This is a genomic window from Streptomyces graminofaciens (genome assembly GCF_030294945.1).
Classification (GTDB): domain Bacteria; phylum Actinomycetota; class Actinomycetes; order Streptomycetales; family Streptomycetaceae; genus Streptomyces; species Streptomyces graminofaciens.
In genome coordinates, this window is sequence record NZ_AP018448.1 from 2,248,816 (window position 1) to 2,266,843 (window position 18,028).

The window sequence follows — 18,028 nt, forward strand, 5'->3', positions numbered from 1 at the left end:
GAAGGCAGGGCGGCAGCTCAGATCGCTCGCAGCTGGGCCCGACGTTCCTCGGCGACAACAACGCAACTGTCCGTGTGGCGATAGCCATGTATGCCGCCGCTCGCCTCCGATGCGAACAGCACGCGTTCGTAGGACTCCCCAGAGGCGATCAGCCGGGAGCATGCGCCGCAGATGCGCCCCCGAATGGCCTCCTCGATATCGCTCGTGCCCGTCGACGGCCCGAGTGGGCCGGGGTTCTCGAACAGCGTCAGCAGTGCGCGAGAGATGACCGCGAGGTCCTGCGCATGGCATGCCTTCGCCACCTGCGACTTGCCGGCGCCCTCCTCCAGGAGGCGATGAGCGCGCACGATGACGTAGACCGCTGTCTGGCGCATCTCCCCTCGCATACGGGCGGCGATGGCAGTGACCTCCGGGACGAGGAGCTGTACATGCCCGCGCAGCCGACCGAGAAGGGTCTTCAGTTTCACGAGTTCCGGTGGGCAGGTGCCCCATACGTCGAGGCCGACCGTGTACGTCTCGCGGATCGTGAGCGCGTCGACCGGCGCGCGCTCGTTCAAAGCGGTCACGACGCCCCCCGCGCTCGTCCACTGTCGCTCGCCTCGTCGCCACGAACCAGGAAGTTGGCCCACACGTCTTTGCCGCCCGTGAACTCGGAGCAGCCGCAGTCGTCGGCGAAGCTCGACACGAGGAGCAAGCCCCGGCCGCACTCAGCGTCCGCGGCATTGTGGGAGAGTCTGGGCAATACGGGATCGAAATCGCGCACGCAGACGTTGAGTGCGCCCGTCAGACGCGTGACCGTGAGCCGCGCGCCCCTCGTCTCGGTGCCGGGAACAGGATCTGTGTGCCGCAGGACGTTGGTGAGCAGCTCCGTAACCGTCAGGGCGGCACTGTCGATCAGGCCGGATAGACCCCAAAGCTCCAAGTGGGCCCGAACTACGGTCCTGATGATGGGCACGGCCTCTGAGGTCACGTCGAGGTCTATCTCCAGGTGCCCCGACTTGCTGCGCGTCGTCGCGCGCACGCCGGTTGCTGGCACGGCGGGCAGTTCCAAGAGGTCGGCCATCAAAGATCCAATTCGGTCTGGCGAATCCTCACCAATGAGGTTTGACTGCGGTGTGTACTGGTGTGGAACCGGTCGGCAACCATTCAGTCAGGTCGCGAGACCCAAGTGCATATCCGGATGCGGAGACCTGAGATATCCGCATCACGACCCAGGGGACGCTGATGCCGCAGCCCGAGAAGGAGCTCAACCCCGACGCCTCGCCACAGGCATGGTTCGGCGCTGAACTGCGCCACTGGCGTAAGCGTCAACCAGGTCTGCGGGCTGCCCAGTTGGGGCCGATGGTGCAGGTCAGCCCGGATGTGATCTCCAAGATCGAAAAGGGCTCGTACCGGTGCCGACGTGACCTGGCAGAGCGTCTGGACGCTGTCCTTGAGACGGGCGGAGTCCTCACCCGCGCGTGGGGGATGGTGTTCGGCGATGCGGATAAAAGGCGGCGTGATGCGGATAGTGCCCGCCGAGGACCGGTGGAGGGGACGATTCAGGTCCATCAAGGGCGCATGCTGGACGCAGACCCGTCAGCCCCGCTATCCGAGAGCCTTACCTCAGTGGACCGACGCGCTTTCCTGGCTGCCACCAGCCTTGCCGCCTTCGCCCCGATAGAACTCGCCCGACTCGTCGCGCCAACCGCACCGCCGGAGCTTCCGAAGCGGATTCGCCCCACGGAGCTGGATCAGCTGCGCCTCATCGCCGACAGCATCCACCGCTGGGACAACGCGCAGGGCGGTGGGGGTCTGGTCGGTGACTTCGCGAGTCGCTCGATGGAGTGGGCCGTACGGCTGCTCTCCGTCGCCTGCCCGGAGCAGCTCCGCCCGGATCTCCTCAGCAGCATCGCGCGGCTGGGCATCGTGGTCGGCGCCACTCACTTCGACGCCTATGCTCACGGCGAGGCGAGGGTCGCTTTCAAGGTCGCTTCCGAATGCGCGGAGGAGGCTGGCGACTGGTGGCTTCGCGCCAAGACGTTTTCCTTCCTCTCCCGACAAGCGACTTGGCTCGGCGATCCTGACGAAGGTCTCACATACGCGGAGAAGGGACTTGTCCGCGCCGACCGGCTCACCCCGACCATTCAGGCCATGATGCACAGCGCCCGCGCACGAGCCTTCGGCAAGATGAACGACGTCCAGGGCACGTTGGCCGCAGTAGGTGCGGCCGACGATGCCTTTGCACGCTCGAACCCGGCCAAGGACCCGGCCTGGATGCACTACTACGACGAGGCCCAGCACCACGGCGACACAGCCCATGCGCTGTTCGACCTGTCCATTCACGCCGAGCAGGACCCGGGGCGGGCGGCGCAGCGGTTCACAACAGCGGTCGTCGGCCACGGCGACGACTACGCCCGCTCGCGCGGTATCTCCCGAACGAAACTGGCGTCGCTCCTCATGGCCAAGGGCGACCCTATGCAAGCGATTACCATCGGGCACCAGGCACTCAACGACGCCGGCAGGCTCACCTCGCGGAGAGCTGCGGACGACCTCAGGGAACTCCGCCGATTCGCCGGGCAACACCGCACGCTGGAAGAGGCCGCGCAGCTGCGCCAACGGATCACAGCTACCTTGCAGGCATGACGAACTCGGTTGCCCCCGCCCGCGCCGTACTGGAAGAAGCCTGCGCCCGCGCAAGCTTCGACCCGGCAGGCGCCGAGCCCATTCGCCTCGCCGAGAACGAGATATGGCGCCTCCCGGATCAGGTGATCGTCCGCATCGCCCGCGCCGGCCAGTGGGATGCGGCCGTGCGAGAGGTCCGCGTGGCCCGCTGGCTTGCCGACAACGAGCTACCGGCTGTCCGCGCGCTACCGGTCGAACAGCCGGTGGAGGCCGCGGGCCGCCCGGCGACGTTCTGGGCTGAGCTCCCACGGCATGAGATCGGCACGGTTCGAGATGTGGTCGTGCTGCTGAAACAGCTCCACCCGTTGCCTCTGCCTGACTTCCCCCTCGACCGGCTCGACCCGTTCGTACGGGTCGCCGAGCGGATCGAGGCAGCGACGTCCCTGTCAGAAGATGATCGCGGGTGGCTGCGGCATCGACACGCGGACCTCCGCGAGTGGTGGGAGCACAGGCCCGCGGGCCTGCCCGAGTGTCTTGTGCACGGGGACGCGTGGGTGGGCAATGTCGCGCGCACCGCTGCCGGCCCGATCATGATGGACTTCGAGCGGGCCTCCGTCGGGCCGCCGGAGTGGGATCTAGTCTCGACAGCAGTCAAGCTCACGACGACCGGCACGGTCACCGAGTCCGAGTACGCCGAGTTCTGCCAGGCGTACGGAAGGGACGTCACGGAGTGGGAGGGGTACGAACTCCTTGCCGGGGCACGTGAGTTGCGTATGACCACTTACGCAGCCCAACATGCAGCCACGCGGCCCGAGTGGCAGGCCGAAGCGCAGTACCGCGTGGACTGTCTGCGGGGTCGTGCAGAAGCACGTCCGTGGCGCTGGAAAGGAATCATGTAACGCCCACCGGAACCCTTCAAGCAGTGGACGTGCTCCTCAGCTCCGCCGACAGCCAGCCGACATGCTTCGCGACCTCTTCTGTACCGGAGAACCTTTGAAGGTCCCGGTCATAGCAGTTCAAAGGACTCCAGATGCATGGCCAGGGCGAGAAGGGTGCGGTCGGCGTACGGTGCGCCGATCAACTGGACTGCAATGGGCAGGCCCTGGTCGTTTGTGCCGACGGGGACGATGGCGGCGGGCAGGCCGATGTGGCTGATGAGGTTGGCCCAGCCGGTCTGATCGAAGAAGCTGCGTTCGTACCCGTTGATCTGAAGAGTTCGGCTGCCGTTCGGGATGGCGGGGGTCGGGGCAGCAGGGGTGAGGAGCACTTCGTGGTGCTCGAAGAACGCCGTCCACGCGGCGCGTTGACGGGCGCGCTCTTCACGGGCGATAAGCCAGCTGCGGTGGGGCTGGGTGCGATGGCGCAGGGCAGTGGCTCTAGGAGAGGAGTCGTCCTCGCATAGTTGGCGTGCACTGGTCAGGTCTGCTGTGAACGCGTCGTCGCTGCCAGCTAGGGAGGCGTTGGCGTGGAGGAGCTGTTCGAAGAGTTGCGATGCGTCAGTGAAGCCAACCGGGCCGCGGGTTGCGGTGATGTGCGCTCCGCCGGCGGCCAAGTGGCGTGTGACGTGTTCGAGCGTCGCAGCGGTGGCGTCGTCGACAGGGCACTCGGGGTCGTTGTGCCAGACGGCGACGCGGGAGTCACCGAGGTGCGGACGCGGTTCGGACAGGCTCAGGCGCCACGGCGTGTGTTCCTCCGCGGTGGGGGTGGTAAGGGCCATGAACATGAGGGCCAAGTCGCGCGGGTGGCGGGCGAGGGGACCTGGGGTGAGCATGTCGCTCGTGGTCAGCCAGCCCGGTGGTCGGGGGATGTGCCCCCGAGCGGGTACGAGTCCTTGGGTGGGCCGGAGGGCGTAGGTGCCGCAGTAGTGGGCCGGCAGACGGAGGGAGCCGGCGAGGTCGCTGCCGAGTTCGAGGGGGGTCAGCGCGGCGGCGACGGCTGCTGCGGCGCCGCCGGAGGAGCCGCCGGGGGTTCGGGTGGGGTCGTGGGGGTTGTGGGTGGTTCCGAAGAGGGTGTTGTCGGTGTGGAGGTCCTGGCAGTAGGCGGGGACGTTGGTCTTGCCCATGATCACGGCGCCGGCGTGGCGGAGTCTCGCAACGGCGTCGGCGTCCTGCTCGGGGATGTGGTGGCGGAGGTCTTCGGTACCGCAGGCGGTGCGCAAGTGGGCGGTTTCAAAGGAGTCCTTGATCGTGAGCGGCAGCCCGTCGAGCAGGCCGACCGGTTCGCCTCGGGTCCGGCGTGTGTCTGAGGCATCGGCTGCTCGTTGTGCGGCTTGGATGTCGAGGGTGATGACGGCGTTGAGGGTGCTGGCCTGGATCCGTTCGAGGTGGAGGTCGAGCAGGTCTCGGCTGGAGATGGCGCCTTGTTGGAGGGCGTTGAGCTGGGCGTGGGCCGGGAGGTCCGGGTAGCTGGTGTTCATGTGCTGACGGCCTCGGGGGCTGTGGGTTGGTCGTGCCGGGCAAAGTGCCGAGCGATGGCACGCAGGGCCGGGAGGTCCTCGATGGGGTGCCAGGACTCGATGTTCTGGTCGGCGAAGTCGGTGGGCTGGGCAGGCAGCGCGCCCTGGCTGTGAGCCGTGAGGGCGGCGCGGATCTGGTCGGCGGTGACCGCAGCGTGGAGGCCGTCTCCCGAGAGGCCGGTGGCCCGGTGCCGTTGTTCGCTGGCCTGCCGTATGTGGTGGTCGAGGTAGGGACGGACTGCGGTCTGTCCGTCGCGGATCTCCACAACCCGGCGATACACCTGGAATGGGATGCCGCGCGTGTGCGATCGGTCGTCGGCCGTGGAGCCGTTGGGGGTGAGAACGATCTCGGGGACGGCGCGGTAGAAGGCGAGCCACAGTGGATGCAGCTGACGGTGAGCGCGTCGAAGCTCCCACCGGTAGGTGGCGTGCCGTGTTTGGGCGGTGAGCGTGGGGATGAGCCAGCCGACCAGGGTGAGGATCGTTCCGAGGTCACCGCAGATCCAGGCGAAGTCCTCCCAGCCGGTCAGGGAGGTACCCAGGGCTGCGGCGATCAGGTTCCCGATGCGTACGGCGCTGTAGCCGAGGGTCACGGCCGCGCCGACGGCGACGGTGCGCAGCCCGACGCGTACGGCCGTGCGCGGACTGCGGTCGGCCAGACGCCAGCTCGCCACGCTCAGGTATCCCTCGGCGAGCGTGTAGGCGCTGATGTAGACCGTCAGGTAGGCCGCGTAAATGTGGTCATGCGCGTAATACAGGGTGAAGTCCGTGGGCCGCTGGACGGCGGGCGTCAGCAGGAAGAACAGCACGAACAGCGCGGCGATGACGACGGCACCGGAGCCGAGCCAGTACCGGGACATCCGGCGGGCCCGGTCGGCGGGTGAACTCCAGTGGCTCAGGACGATCTGCTGGCCGGCCAGCAGGGCCACCACACAGCTCATGGCAAGCGGGACGGCCAGGTTCCTCGTGCCGAGCGCCTCGTCGATGGCCCGCCACATGGAGCTGATCGAGAACAGGAAGCTGAGCGCCGAGAGCAGATAGACGGCGGTCAAGGCCGCCCAGGCTGTGTCCCGGCGCCGGGCAGGAAGATCTCTGAGCAGGCACGCGAGGCCGATCAGCGCCACGGTCAGGCTGATCGGGTGCAGGATGTCCTTCACCGGTCGGCCCCTCTGCGGCTGAGCAGGGTGTGGGCGATCCGCTCCTGGATGTCGTCGCCCGTCGGGGATGCGCTGCGCAGCCGGTGCTCGATGACGCGGCCGGACAGATAGGAGGCGAGGAGTTCGGCGTCGTATTCTTCGGCCTCCTCGTAGCTGCTGCGCCCCAGCATCATCTCGACCAGGGCCGGGTCGAGCAGGGGCGCGAGCCCTTGCGGCACCTCTTCGGACAGTTGACGGCGTTCGTGATGGCCCAGCAGCAGGTGGGCGATCTCGTGGCCGATGACGTGGTCCTGGTGGGCATGGCTGGTCAACGGGTCGTAGAAGATGTAGAAGGCGCTTGGAGTGACATACGTGACGCCGCAGCGCCGTCCCGGAACCGCCTCCCCCGCCGCCTCGATATGCACCATGCGTCCTGTCCGGCGGGTCACCTCATGGCGGAGATCGCGGATACTGGCGACCTGAGGGAGTTTCAATTCCGCCAAGAGGCTCGGCTGTTGATGAGGAGACGACCACATAGTTCTCTCTGTTCCTCGTTCTTCTAAACATACTTGACACCGTGTCACTCAGGCGTCGGCGGGAGCCCTTCGAGTTCTCTCACTCGGTCAACTTCCTTGAGTACTGCGGCGAATCCGTCCGCAGACAGCCCGATCATCCGGTAGAAGACACTCTCGATTCCCGCCTGCTTTGACTTGACCTCAGCAAACTGACGAACCGCCTCAGCGGCGACTTCATCATCGTCAAAGAAGTTGCCCGGGAAGCCGAAAGCCTGCGCCAGCCACTCCTTGGCGCCGTCGGACGGGTTGATGCGCTTCCCAGTGCGCAGCAGCGAGATATAGGAGTCGGAGAGCGTGCCTCCGAAACCGGCAATCCGCGCGGCTACCTCCTTGTTGCTGTAGGCCCCCCGCCGTGGGGGGTGGACGTGCTCGAACAGCCAGTTCAGCCGCTCACAGAACACGGCTCCATCATCGACGGATGCAGGTTCCAACAAGTCACCCATGATCAACTTCCCCTATATCCGACCCTTGCGACACCATCACAGTACGCCACCATTGACTGGTGTTGACTGGCACGCCGACCGTATGAAAAGTTCTCCACCGTCACCACTCCGCAGTTACTTCGGGAAGCGCTATCCAATGAGTCACGTATTTACGCACGCAATCGGTTCACCAAAGTGACAGGTGACACAGCCCGCACGGGACTCACACCACGGACATATTGGACATCAAATCCCTAGTGACGCCGCGGGTGGGAGCCATAGAAGCCGCCAGGGGTTCATCGAAGAAAATCCATATGGACTGGACAGATTTCGGCGTCCTCACCAGCGGACGAGGCGATTGACGGGAGAGGGTAGGAGCCCCAGCGACTTGTCGAAAACCCTAGAGCTAAGTCTGGACTTGACACGACGGCGTGCGTACGTTCGTCGTCCCTCGACGGAACCCCGTCGGGGCCAAGAAACCGCAGAAGGGTATGCGTGTACCGCGTGAGAACTGGCTGGGTCGTATAAGCCCCGGCTGGAGCGGCGCCGGTGTCCGAGAGGTGCAACTCCCGGACACCCGACGCTCCATGGCACTCCGACCCGTGCAAGGGCCGGAGATTTACCCATAGCACCGCACCGGTCCCTTCCAGGGGCACGCCGGAGCGGATCTACTGCACTGGAGAGTGTTGCATGTCGACTGCCTTGTGCGAAAGGTCGAACGTCCTGACCTGCACGGCAGCCTTCTCTGTGCCCATCTCGACCACCGTCTGTCAGCCCGCAGCCCACAGGTCGCGGCGCCGCCGGGGAGGTCGATACTGATGGCACGTATACGCACCGTGAAACCCGAGATGTTCGAGTCGGAGGCGCTGGCCGAGTGCTCGGTGACCGCCATGCTCAGCTTCATCGGGCTGCTGACGCAGGCTGACGACTCCGGCCGTCACCGCGACCATCCGGCGATCATCGCCGGTCGGCTGTGGGCGCTGCGCCCTGAGCACACCGCCGCCCACGTCGCTCAGGACCTGGAGGAGCTGGCCGCCGCCGGGTTGATCTGCCGCTACGCCGGCTGCGACGGGCGTACGTGGCTGCACATCGTGACGTGGGAACAGCACCAGAAGATCAACAAGCCGACCGCGTCGAGGGTGCCGCGCTGCCCCAGCCACCAGGGGCATCAGCCGTGCGGGAAGTGTCAGACGGGCGCCTGCCCCGCCAAGCGCACGGCACCGTCTGTGACATCTCCTGGATCCCTCCCTGAGGACTCCGGGAGCCCTCAGGGAGGAGTCCGCCGCCCGGTTGCGCCGGTCACCGAGCCCGCAGAGTCCACGGCGGACCCAGGAGAGCCGATGTCCGCACCGCTGGCCGCCCCAGCCGCACCCGTTGCGGCACCGTCGGTTAAAACCGCAGGTAAGACGGCGCTCCCGGAGGATTCCCGGAGGACTACGCGAGGACTACCGGAGGGCTCCCGGTCTGGATCTAGGATCTTGGATCCTGGATCTTTCCTTACGGGGCGCGAGGCGCCCGCACCCGAGACCCTCTCCGGATCGGTCTCCGCGAAGGAACTGGTCGCCGAGTACGTCCGGGACTGCCCGCGCCGACCGCCGGAGGACGTCCTCGGGCTCCTGGGGCGCAAGATCAAGATCTTGATGGACGAGCGCTTCGACCCTGAGGACATCCGTGCGGCGCTGGAGCGGCTACGGGCCAAGGGTCTGCACCCGAGCGTGCTGCCGAGCCTGGTGAACGAGGTCGTCAACGCAGCCCCGCAGGCCACCTCGGCGGCGTCGTCCGCCTCCGGCGCGGGGCCCTGGGCCAGCACCTCCGGCTACACGCCCTACCTCAACCCGACCGAGCCGAGGACGTTCGGACACCGCCTGTGACCCGCGCACACCTCGCCGACCCCCAGCCCGCCGTCGGTGAGCGGCTGCGGGCCCGGCTGGAGGCCAAGCTGGCTGAGCGCGGCATCGACCCGGCCGCGCCGCTGCCGGACACCCCGGAGCCGATCCCCGCGCTGGAGGCCGCGCAGGCGCGGATCCCGGTCGACTACCGCGACGCTGTGGTCGAGCATCCGGACGTCGCCGCCTGGGTCCGCACGATCACCGAGGCGGCTGTCGAGCCGAACGCCGGCGGGCTCAACCCGCACTACGGCACGGCCGGACGCCGGCGGATCGCGCACGGACCATCGCTGCTGCTGTGGGGCAGCACCGGAGCGGGCAAGACCCACCAGGCGTACGCGGCGATCCGGGCTCTGACCGCCGCCGGGTGCGGCGTGTCATGGCAGGCAACGACTGCCGCCGACCTGTATGCCGACATGCGCCCGCAGTCCGGTGCGGACCCGGAGCACATGCTGCGACGGGTCGTGAGGGTGCCGCTGCTGCTCCTCGACGACCTCGGCGCCGCCAAGGGCTCGCAGTGGACGGAGGAGATCACCTTCCGGCTGGTGAACTGGCGCTGCCAGAACCGGCTGCCGACGATCTTCACCACCAACCTGCCGCCCGTCCGCGAACTCGCGAGCGAGCCGCGCCAGCCGGTGCTGCGCGACGTGATCGGCGACCGGATCCTCTCGCGCCTGTCCGGTATGTGTACCCCGATCCACTTCACCGGCCCGGACCGGCGCTTCCAGTGCCACTAAGACGTCGTCTCATTTGGAGTGCTGGGTAGTCTGCACGATGTGGTGATGGTCGAGCGCATGGTGCCGGACGAGTTGTGGGAACTGTTCCAGTGGGTGGTCCCGCCTGCTCCATCGCGGCCGCAGGGCGGCGGTCGGCGGCGGTACGGGGATCGTGAGGTGCTGGCCGCGATCATCTTCGTGGCCACGACGGGTTGCACCTGGCGGCAGTTGCCGCCGGTCTTCGGCCCCTCGGGGCCGACCGCGCACCGGCGCTTCACCGAGTGGACCGCCGCCCGGGTCTGGGCGAAGCTGCACCGCGTCATCCTCGACGAACTGGGCTCGCGCGGAGAGTTGGACTGGTCACGTTGCGCGATCGACTCGGTGAACATGCGGGCCCTGAAAGGGGGGACCTGACAGGTCCGAATCCTGTAGACCGGGGCAAGAAGGGCTCGAAGGTCCACTTGATCACCGAGCGGACCGGTTTACCCCTCTCGGTCGGGATCTCCGGCGCGAACCTGCATGACAGCCAGGCACTCGAGCCGCTGGTGCGCGGCATCCCGCCGATCCGCTCCCGCCGCGGCCCGCGCAGACGCCGGCCGGCCAAGCTGCACGCGGACAAAGGCTACGACTACGACCACCTGCGCCGATGGCTACGCAAGCGAGGTATCCGGCACCGCATCGCCCGCAAGGGCATCGAGTCCTCCACGCGACTCGGCCGACACCGTTGGACTATCGAGCGCACGATGTCATGGCTGGGCGGCTGCCGCCGTCTGCACCGCCGCTACGAACGCAAGGCCGAACACTTCCTGGCCTTCACCGCCATTGCCTGCAGCCTCATCTGCTACCGCAGACTCGCCAAATGAGACGACGTCTAAACCGGCCTCTCCCCCACCCTCCCTCACCTCCGGTGCGGCACCACCGCGCCCCCACCCCGCCTCACCGTGCATCTCCGCGCCCACCCTGCCGGCGCCTGGCGCGTGCTGAGGCGTACCCGGAGATCCTCTTGCGCACCATCAACACGAACGACACCACGCGCCCGACGCTACGCGGGATCGCCGACCACAGCTGGCACGTCCGGGGCCTGTGCCACGGCATGCCCGCCGACGACGCCGACGAGCTGTTCTTCCACGCCCCGCGTGACCACGCCGCCGCCGCGGAAGCCAGGTCCATCTGCGGCCGGTGCCCGGTCAAGAAGGACTGCTTCGCCTACGCCCTGGACAACGACATCCGCCACGGGATGTGGGGCGGGCTGACCGAGATCGAGCGCCGCCCCTGGCACGCCCGGGTCAGCAAGCGCCTCGACTACGCCCGGGTCAAGGCTGCCTTCCAAGGCCGCGACGTCCACCTCAGCGACGCCGAACGTGAGGCCGTCGTCCGCCACGCCTACGCCCGCGGATGGTCCCCCGAGCGTCTCGCCTACACCCTCCAGCTCGAACTCGACTGGGCCCGCGACCTGATGCGCCGGGCCGCCCACGACGTCGCCGACCGCGACCGGTTCTGGGGCCTGTACGACGAGGCCGACCCCACGACCAACAAAGACGGGGACGAGGACGGCGACGGGGACGAGGTCACCGTCTCGCCCGTGCCCCGCCAGGTGCACACCCAGGCTCTGATCACCGCACTCGGAAAGGCAGCATGACCCGCCCCACCGCCCTACCACTGACCGCCGCCTCTTTCGAACCCTCACCCCGGATGATCGCCGCCGCTGCCCTGTCGGTCCTCGCTGTACTGGGAGGTGGATGGCTGGTCCGGCGGGCCCGTGCCCGCGCAGGAACGGCGCGGTCGTCCGCCCCGGCGGTGTGGGTCGCATCCCTTGCCGCGATCGGCTGCACTGCCTACAGCGCCGATACCAGCTGGCGCTTCGCCGCGGACTACCTCGACATGGACGGCACCGCCGAGCGCGCCGCCATGTTCGCCGCCGCCGAACTCGCCCTCTTCGCCACCGCCCTGATGGCCCGCCAGAACCTCAACACCCAGGGCGCGCCCGGCCTGCCCGGGATACTCGTCTGGATGATCACCGGCGTGCAGGTGATCCCCGCCTACGCCGAGTCCGGACCGGTCGGCGGGACTGTGCGGGCGTTCGTCGGACCGGTCATGGCCGCGATGCTCTGGCATCAGGCCATGGGCATCGAGCTGCGGTTGCGCAAGCCCGGCGCCGCCTCGCACGGCATCCTGGCCACCCTCGGACGGGAAGTACGCGAGCGCCTGCTCTCCCGCCTGGGCATCGCCGAACGCGACCGGGACGCCGCCCAGATCACCCGCCACCGGGCCACCGCCCAGGCCGTCGCCCTGGCCGCCCGCCTGGCAGAACGTTCCGCCCAAAGCCGTGAGAGCCGGCGGGGCCGGCGGATCACACGTCGGCTGTCCAAGGCCCTGGCACGGGCTGGCGTCGGCACCGACCTGAAGCAGCGGCGCGCGCTCCTGGACCAGCTCGCCGCCCACCGGCATGCCACCGCGCTCGCCACCATCGACCTGCCCTCGCCCTGGACGCTGCCGCCGCAGGACGAGCACCACGAAGACCACGGTCTTGTCCTTCCGGCCATCGCCGACGGGACGGCAGCCGGGCAACGAACGGGCCGCACGCTCGCGGTCGCCGATGCGTGCACCGCACCGGATGGGGACGGTCCCGAAACGGACCCTGCGGATCTGATTGCGGGAACGGCGTACTCCGCGACCGGGGACCATCCCCACACGGTCCCCGCAATCGGGGACCGCGAATCGAATCGGGACCGGGACATGGATCCCGCGAACGGGGACCGGGACAAGGCCGTCCCCGGGACCGGCAACATCGGGGACCGCGCGGAAGCGAACGGGGCAGTCGGGGACAAAACCGCAGCTCAGAGCCCGGGTGGCCCGTCCCCAACGCGGGCCCCAAACGGGCACAATGCCCCAGACTCTGGAACGGGGACCGATCCCGCTGGGGACCGTCCCCAATCAGTCCCCGACGGGGACCACGGTGACCCCGGAACGGGGACCGAGTCGGTTGGGGACCGTCCCCACACGGTCCCCAACCGCAGGGGGCCGAAAGCATCCCGGAACCGGTCCCGAGGCGGCCACGGCAAGCCGTCCCGAAGGCAGGGGAAGGTGAGTGTGGACCAACTCGTCACCCAGCTCCGCCCCCACGTGCCCGAACTGCTGGAGAGGGACGGGAATGCCGAGGTCACGCGCACCCAGCTCAGGGAGATTATGCGCGCCCACGGCATCGGCATCCGCAACGACCGCCTCACGCCGGTCCTGGAACGCCTGCGGCACGAAACGGCCACCTCCAACGCAAAGAAGAGGAGCGCACGGTGAAGACGTGCCCGCGCATGTCGCGCATCAGGTCCGACTTCGAGAAGGACATCCGGTTCCTGACCGTCTACGCCGAACGCAAAGCCGGTACCCCTCCGGCCAAGACCAGCGCGAAGCAGGCGATCACGGTCAAGCGCAACATGGCCCGCGCGATGAGCCGCCACTTCGCACGCTGCCCCGAGTGCGGCTGACACCCCCATAGACGCAGGTAAGACCACTCCACATCACTCAACCGCCGTGGTGGCCCGGCCTCAAGCCGGGCCACCACGCCCTCCACAACGAAGGACACGCCATCCGACCCCCGTATCCACGGACGTACGCCCCCACGACCGCCGAGGCGGCCGCCTGGGCTGACGTCCTGGTCCTCCACCAGCTCCTGCACGCGGCCGTGCTCGCCCCGAATGGCCAGTGGCTCGTCCAGGACACAGCCGAAACGGGCGTCCGAGTCTTCGACGGACCGGCCGCCGTGGTCGACCTCGTCGCCGAAATCCAGCACCGCCTCCGCACCCCGAGGAACCGCGCCCGATGACGAACTCGACTCCAAACCCCGCCCCCACGCCGGATGAGCCGATCCCCAACTCGCTTGCTGTGCGAGCAAGTTATCGCAAGAGCATTGCTCCCGTCGGGAGCAATGCTCTTGCCTCCCCCGCCCCTGAAGCGGCGGGAGAAGTCCGGCGCCAGGGGGCGCCGAACGAGCAGGATGCGACCGAGGGCGGCTCGCGTCCGGGGGAAGAGCACACGCATACCTGCCACACCGAGCAGTGCGCCCACACCGCACCCTCGAAGCCGCACGTGCAGCAGCGCGAGCGCCTGCGTGACGAGCACAAGCGCGTGCGCCAGCCCAGCTGCCGCATGAACGACGACGAGTACCAGCTGCTCGCACGTGCAGCGTCCGCGTGCCGTATGAGCGTCGCCAGTTTCCTTGCCCACGCCGCTCTCAAAGCCGCCTGCGATCTCGACCGCACCGCCGCCGAGATCGCCACCGAACGCGAAGTGCTGAACGAGCTGTTCGCCCTGCGCCGGCACCTCGGACACATCGGCAACAACGTCAATCAGGTGGCCAAGGCCCTGAACTCGGGTGCGGACGCCCCGAACACGGTGGCGGTCCTCGACGCCGTGACCCGCGCGGCCCGCCGCGTGGACGCCTTCACCCGGCACTACCTGGAGACCGAGACCACCGCGGCATGATTCCCCGAGTCCACGATCGCGGGCAGCGCACCATCGGCTTGCTCTACTACCTCTACGGGCCCGGCACCCACGAGGAGCACATCGACCCCCACCTGGTTGCCGCCTGGGACAGCCTCGCCCCTGACCCCGGCCGCGACCCGAACGCCACATACGCCGACCTCCAGCAGCTGCTGGACATGCCCGTCGAGGCCCTCGCCAAAGGCCGTCGGCCCAAGAAGCACGTATGGCACCTGTCCGTCCGGGCGGCCCCCGAGGACCCCATCCTCAGCGACGAGCAGTGGGGCGACATCGCCCGGCGCATGGTCGCGGCCACCGGCATCGCCCCCGACGGCGACGACGCGGCATGCCGCTGGGCCGCCGTACGGCACGCCGACGACCACATCCACATCATCGCCACGCTCGTCCGCGAGGACCGCCGCCGGCCACGGCTGAACAATGACGCCGCCCGGTCCCAGGCCGAAGCCAGGCTGATCGAAGCCGAGTACGGGCTCAAGCAGCTCAACACCGGTGACGGCACCGCCGCCAAACGACCCACCAGCGCCGAGCGCCACAAGGCCGAACGCGAGGGCCGCGAGCGCCCCGCCCGCGAGGAACTGCGCGAGACCGTACGGCAGGCAGTTGCCGGCGCCACGAGTGAGGAGGAGTTCTTCGACCGCCTGGCCGACGCCGGCGTACTGATCCACAAGCGCGTCGCGCCCTCCGGCGACCTCCTCGGCTACAAGGTCGCGCTCCCCGACGACCGCAACGAAGACCAGGAGCCCGTCTTCTACGCCGGTTCCACCCTCTCCCCCGACCTGTCCCTGCCCCGTATCCGTAAACGCTTCTCCAACGGCACCCCCTCACCGAGCGCCGACACGTCCTCGGACCAGGCCACCCCCCTGGAGCCGAGCGGCCCGGCCACGGCCAGGCGCCGGGCGGCCACGGCCGTATGGCAGGCGGTGCTGGTCATCGACGGCGGCCAGGACGCGGCGGTGGCCGCGCAGATCGCGGCGGCCGGGGAAATCCTGGACGCACTCGCCCAGACCTCAGCCGCCCACACCCGTACCCAACTGCGCGATGCGGCCTTCGCGTTCGAACGGGCCACCCGCTCTCACGTACGAGCTGAACGCGGGCGCGACCGCGCCCTGCGCGAAGCCGCCCGCGACCTCGTCTACAGCGGACCCGCCCTCGGCCGCGGAGAGGACGGAGCCACCACGGCGATGCTGATCGACATGGCGTTCTTCCTCGTCACGGCCGCAGCCCACTGGCACGCGAAGAAGAACCACGCCCAGCAGGCCGCCGCCGCCCGCCAGGCCGCCGAGCACCTGCGCGCCGCCTACCAGGCCGCCGCCGGCATCCCATTGGGGGTGCTGTACCAGCGGGGACGACATCTGTCGCAGCCACTGCGGCACAAGCAGGCTGCCTGCCTACGAGCGGCGGTGCCGCAGTTGGCCGAGCAGATCCTGGCTGAGCCGGGCTGGTACGCCCTCGCGGCCACCCTCGCCGACGCCGAGAGCGCCGGCCACGATCCGGCGGTGCTGCTGGCCGAGGCCGCCGCCCGGCGAGAGCTGGGCACCGCCGACTCCATCAGCGACGTGCTGGTGTGGCGGCTGCGCCGCATGGCCGATCTGCCCGCCGACGCAACCACGATGCCCATCGACTCCATCCCTACCTCGGCCAGTACGCCGGGGCGTGCGACAAAGCCCGCAGCGGGCCGCGGCGAGGGTCCGGGCAAGGCCCGCTGATTACGGAGTCTGAGAATTGAAGCAGGTCAGGTGCATGAGGCACCCTCCTTGTGGCCTGTCAGACGAAGAGAAGGAGAGCAGATGTTCGGACGTGCTCGTGCCCACCGTGAATTCCGTGAAGCCCAGCGTGCCGGCCACGCCCTGCTGCACACCATGCAGTCGCATCCCGGCTTCCAGCCTCCGGCACCCCCTGCTGATCAGGCTCCGGACCCGGCCGCGGAGGCGGTAGTGCCCGACTTCCTGCCGCCGGACCTGCGGGTCCCCTCGCGTCAGGATGTCGAGGGCCTGATGATGCGCTGGCAGCAGCCACTCGTCATCGACGGCGAGGTCCGTTCGTGCCCCGAGTGCGGCGCATACCGGGACTGGATCATCTTCAGCATGTGCGACGACACGATCCACCTGCGCTGCCGGGCCGGCCACACAACGCCGGAGCCCCGCCTCGACCCGGTGTGGTTCAACCGCAACTCCGGTCCGGTCGATCACTTCCATCCCACCCTCGACGAGGGCCTGCGCCACCTCGGCCACTGAAGCCGGCGAAACCCCTGAAACCCCAACTCCCCTTCTCTCTGCCGGTGCCCGGAGGGCCGGCGCAGTCAACCTGTCCGCTTCGCAGGCCACTTAGGGGTTTCGCATGCGCCTTCCCACCACGACCATCCTCAGCCTCAGCGCTCTCGCCGCTCTGGTTCTGACCGGCTGCTCGACGGGCAGCACCACCTCCGCCGAGCCGGCCTCCCCCACAACCGCCGCGCCGCGCAAGGTGGGCTCGAATACCGCAGCGTCGGCGCCGCTGTCCTCGGCCGCACTGAGCAAGCGGCTTCTTGACGAGAGCGACCTCGGCGAAGGCTACAGCCGCAAGCCGCAGCGCCCGGCCACGCACGACGATGTCACCGTGATCGGCTGCCCGGCACTGGCCAAGCTCGGCAGCAGCGCCGCCACCGGCACCGGCCCGTCCTTCCCCCGCCAGGCGAAGGCGTCCTTCACCTACGCCGGCGGCAGCGACTCCGAGGTGTCCGAGGAGCTGTACAGCGACACCGCGACGAAGCTTTCGCAGGGCATCGGGGAGATCTTCGACGCGATGACCGCCTGCCCCACGTACCAGCTCGTGTCGGGCAGCATCGTCATCGACATGGGCACGAAGCAGACGGCCGCCCCGGACCTGGGTGACGAGCAGTGGAGCCAGCTGCTCACCTACGCGGTCGGCGGGCAGCGCAGCGTCGTCAAGCAGACGGCGATCCGCACCGGCACGATTCTGGTGGTCCTGTCCGGGGCGCCCGCTCTCGTCGACGCCCATCTCGCCGACGCCGTCCAGGCGGCGCAGGCCCGCTGACACTCGACGCTCCGTCGCGCCCCGTTCTCCCCGCTGCCAGGCAGTGGAGAACGGGGCGTTCGTCATCCAGCATTACCGTGCTGCAGGGCCCTGCACACAGCGAGGGCCATGCTCCGGCTCCGGCTTCGGCCGTCAGCCATCCAGACGCTGTCGTACGAAGAGAGGTCACCGGCGTGGTGAACCGTCCCACGAAGACCCGCGGGTGTTTCGCGTTCGTCACTACACCGCGCCGTGAGGTCGTACTGCAGCTGCGGGACAACAAGGCCGGCATCGGCTGGCCGGGGCGCTGGTCGCTTCCCGGCGGCGGACGTGAGGCGGACGAGACGCCGCTCGAGACGGTCCTGCGCGAGTTGCTGGAAGAGACTGGCATCGTACCCACGGTGATCGAAGAAGTGGCTGTCACCGCCTACGAGGAGGGCAAGACGCCACCCCACGTGTTCGCCGCAGTCTGGGACGGCACCGAGAGCGAGCTGGTCCTCGGCGAAGGGCAGGCCCTTCGTCTGTTCCCGCTGGACGCTCTGCCCGAGCCGATGCCGCCCCATGTCCGGCACTACGTCGAACAGCTCGCACTGCGCCTGCCACCCCGTAGGAACGACCCCACGCCACCCACATCCTCCGGGTTCCTGTGAGCACCGGGACGGCACGGCACGGCGCAACGAAAACGGGCCCGGTTTCCTCACCTTGACGAAGGTGAGGAAACCGGG

General features: G+C 68.6%; 19 protein-coding genes. 13 read left to right on the forward strand and 6 right to left on the reverse strand.

Annotated elements, in window-relative coordinates; all coding sequences use genetic code 11:
* Positions 1 to 17: 17 nt before the first annotated feature.
* Positions 18 to 557 (reverse strand): DUF6415 family natural product biosynthesis protein, encoded by a 540-nt coding sequence (locus tag SGFS_RS09750; protein WP_286249406.1) that lies wholly within the window; start codon positions 555 to 557, stop codon positions 18 to 20.
* A 5-nt stretch (positions 558 to 562) separates the two neighbouring features.
* Positions 563 to 1,063 (reverse strand): ATP-binding protein, encoded by a 501-nt coding sequence (locus SGFS_RS09755; protein ID WP_286249407.1) that lies wholly within the window; start codon positions 1,061 to 1,063, stop codon positions 563 to 565.
* A gap of 161 nt (positions 1,064 to 1,224) precedes the next feature.
* On the opposite strand from SGFS_RS09755, the gene SGFS_RS09760 reads away from it, so the two are divergent.
* Positions 1,225 to 2,625, forward strand: coding sequence for a helix-turn-helix domain-containing protein (locus tag SGFS_RS09760; protein WP_286249408.1), 1,401 nt, complete (start codon positions 1,225 to 1,227; stop codon positions 2,623 to 2,625).
* On the forward strand, positions 2,622 to 3,503 hold the full coding sequence (locus SGFS_RS09765; RefSeq protein ID WP_286249409.1) for an aminoglycoside phosphotransferase family protein: 882 nt from the start codon (positions 2,622 to 2,624) through the stop codon (positions 3,501 to 3,503). The genes SGFS_RS09760 and SGFS_RS09765 overlap by 4 nt, the downstream gene beginning before the upstream one ends.
* Before the next feature lie 107 nt (positions 3,504 to 3,610).
* Here SGFS_RS09765 and SGFS_RS09770 read toward each other — a convergent pair whose 3' ends face one another.
* From SGFS_RS09770 to SGFS_RS09785, 4 genes are all read right to left on the reverse strand, one after another.
* Complete coding sequence (locus tag SGFS_RS09770) at positions 3,611 to 5,020, reverse strand: amidase family protein (protein ID WP_286249410.1); 1,410 nt, start codon at positions 5,018 to 5,020, stop codon at positions 3,611 to 3,613.
* Positions 5,017 to 6,216: an MAB_1171c family putative transporter gene (locus tag SGFS_RS09775; RefSeq protein ID WP_286249411.1), complete on the reverse strand. Its 1,200-nt coding sequence runs from the start codon at positions 6,214 to 6,216 to the stop codon at positions 5,017 to 5,019. The genes SGFS_RS09770 and SGFS_RS09775 overlap by 4 nt, the downstream gene beginning before the upstream one ends.
* On the reverse strand, positions 6,213 to 6,623 hold the full coding sequence (locus SGFS_RS09780; RefSeq protein WP_286249412.1) for an ImmA/IrrE family metallo-endopeptidase: 411 nt from the start codon (positions 6,621 to 6,623) through the stop codon (positions 6,213 to 6,215). Before SGFS_RS09780 ends, SGFS_RS09775 begins: the two co-directional genes overlap by 4 nt.
* A 152-nt stretch (positions 6,624 to 6,775) precedes the next feature.
* On the reverse strand, positions 6,776 to 7,213 hold the full coding sequence (locus SGFS_RS09785; protein WP_286249413.1) for an XRE family transcriptional regulator: 438 nt from the start codon (positions 7,211 to 7,213) through the stop codon (positions 6,776 to 6,778).
* Positions 7,214 to 8,010: 797 nt separating this feature from the next.
* Here SGFS_RS09785 and SGFS_RS09790 point away from each other — a divergent pair.
* The 11 genes from SGFS_RS09790 (at position 8,011) to SGFS_RS09840 (ending at position 17,953) form a co-directional block, all read left to right on the forward strand.
* Positions 8,011 to 9,063, forward strand: a complete 1,053-nt coding sequence (locus SGFS_RS09790; protein WP_286249414.1) for a hypothetical protein — start codon at positions 8,011 to 8,013, stop codon at positions 9,061 to 9,063.
* A complete protein-coding gene (locus tag SGFS_RS09795; RefSeq protein ID WP_286249415.1) occupies positions 9,060 to 9,815 on the forward strand; it encodes an ATP-binding protein in 756 nt (251 codons plus the stop codon). The genes SGFS_RS09790 and SGFS_RS09795 overlap by 4 nt, the downstream gene beginning before the upstream one ends.
* A 45-nt stretch (positions 9,816 to 9,860) precedes the next feature.
* A protein-coding gene (locus tag SGFS_RS09800) for an IS5 family transposase (protein WP_434025902.1) occupies positions 9,861 to 10,657 on the forward strand; the annotation gives its coding sequence in 2 pieces (ribosomal slippage) (positions 9,861 to 10,196 and positions 10,199 to 10,657; 795 coding nt in all).
* A gap of 140 nt (positions 10,658 to 10,797) precedes the next feature.
* Entirely contained in the window at positions 10,798 to 11,433 is a 636-nt protein-coding gene (locus SGFS_RS09805) for a WhiB family transcriptional regulator (protein ID WP_286249416.1), read from the forward strand.
* Positions 11,430 to 13,088 carry a hypothetical protein gene (locus SGFS_RS09810; RefSeq protein WP_286249417.1) on the forward strand — a complete coding sequence of 553 codons (1,659 nt, stop codon included), beginning with the start codon at positions 11,430 to 11,432 and terminating at the stop codon, positions 13,086 to 13,088. The genes SGFS_RS09805 and SGFS_RS09810 overlap by 4 nt, the downstream gene beginning before the upstream one ends.
* A gap of 14 nt (positions 13,089 to 13,102) precedes the next feature.
* Positions 13,103 to 13,276 (forward strand): hypothetical protein, encoded by a 174-nt coding sequence (locus SGFS_RS09815; RefSeq protein ID WP_286249418.1) that lies wholly within the window; start codon positions 13,103 to 13,105, stop codon positions 13,274 to 13,276.
* A 334-nt stretch (positions 13,277 to 13,610) separates the two neighbouring features.
* On the forward strand, positions 13,611 to 14,273 hold the full coding sequence (locus SGFS_RS09820) for a plasmid mobilization protein (RefSeq protein ID WP_286249419.1): 663 nt from the start codon (positions 13,611 to 13,613) through the stop codon (positions 14,271 to 14,273).
* On the forward strand, positions 14,270 to 15,997 hold the full coding sequence (locus SGFS_RS09825; RefSeq protein WP_286249420.1) for a relaxase/mobilization nuclease domain-containing protein: 1,728 nt from the start codon (positions 14,270 to 14,272) through the stop codon (positions 15,995 to 15,997). The genes SGFS_RS09820 and SGFS_RS09825 overlap by 4 nt, the downstream gene beginning before the upstream one ends.
* An 81-nt stretch (positions 15,998 to 16,078) precedes the next feature.
* On the forward strand, positions 16,079 to 16,525 hold the full coding sequence (locus SGFS_RS09830; RefSeq protein WP_286249421.1) for a hypothetical protein: 447 nt from the start codon (positions 16,079 to 16,081) through the stop codon (positions 16,523 to 16,525).
* A gap of 103 nt (positions 16,526 to 16,628) precedes the next feature.
* Positions 16,629 to 17,324: a hypothetical protein gene (locus tag SGFS_RS09835; protein ID WP_286249422.1), complete on the forward strand. Its 696-nt coding sequence runs from the start codon at positions 16,629 to 16,631 to the stop codon at positions 17,322 to 17,324.
* A gap of 173 nt (positions 17,325 to 17,497) precedes the next feature.
* Positions 17,498 to 17,953, forward strand: coding sequence for an NUDIX domain-containing protein (locus tag SGFS_RS09840; protein WP_286249423.1), 456 nt, complete (start codon positions 17,498 to 17,500; stop codon positions 17,951 to 17,953).
* Positions 17,954 to 18,028: the final 75 nt, after the last annotated feature.

Coding starts and splice junctions, on each gene's coding strand:
- SGFS_RS09755 (WP_286249407.1), bottom strand. CDS start 1,063: ATGGCCGACCTCTTGGAACTGCCCGCCGTGCCAGCAACCGGCGTGCGC.
- SGFS_RS09830 (WP_286249421.1), top strand. CDS start 16,079: ATGTTCGGACGTGCTCGTGCCCACCGTGAATTCCGTGAAGCCCAGCGT.
- SGFS_RS09765 (WP_286249409.1), top strand. CDS start 2,622: ATGACGAACTCGGTTGCCCCCGCCCGCGCCGTACTGGAAGAAGCCTGC.
- SGFS_RS09770 (WP_286249410.1), bottom strand. CDS start 5,020: ATGAACACCAGCTACCCGGACCTCCCGGCCCACGCCCAGCTCAACGCC.
- SGFS_RS09790 (WP_286249414.1), top strand. CDS start 8,011: ATGGCACGTATACGCACCGTGAAACCCGAGATGTTCGAGTCGGAGGCG.
- SGFS_RS09825 (WP_286249420.1), top strand. CDS start 14,270: ATGATTCCCCGAGTCCACGATCGCGGGCAGCGCACCATCGGCTTGCTC.
- SGFS_RS09760 (WP_286249408.1), top strand. CDS start 1,225: ATGCCGCAGCCCGAGAAGGAGCTCAACCCCGACGCCTCGCCACAGGCA.
- SGFS_RS09815 (WP_286249418.1), top strand. CDS start 13,103: ATGTCGCGCATCAGGTCCGACTTCGAGAAGGACATCCGGTTCCTGACC.
- SGFS_RS09820 (WP_286249419.1), top strand. CDS start 13,611: ATGACGAACTCGACTCCAAACCCCGCCCCCACGCCGGATGAGCCGATC.
- SGFS_RS09785 (WP_286249413.1), bottom strand. CDS start 7,213: ATGGGTGACTTGTTGGAACCTGCATCCGTCGATGATGGAGCCGTGTTC.
- SGFS_RS09780 (WP_286249412.1), bottom strand. CDS start 6,623: ATGGTGCATATCGAGGCGGCGGGGGAGGCGGTTCCGGGACGGCGCTGC.
- SGFS_RS09810 (WP_286249417.1), top strand. CDS start 11,430: ATGACCCGCCCCACCGCCCTACCACTGACCGCCGCCTCTTTCGAACCC.
- SGFS_RS09835 (WP_286249422.1), top strand. CDS start 16,629: ATGCGCCTTCCCACCACGACCATCCTCAGCCTCAGCGCTCTCGCCGCT.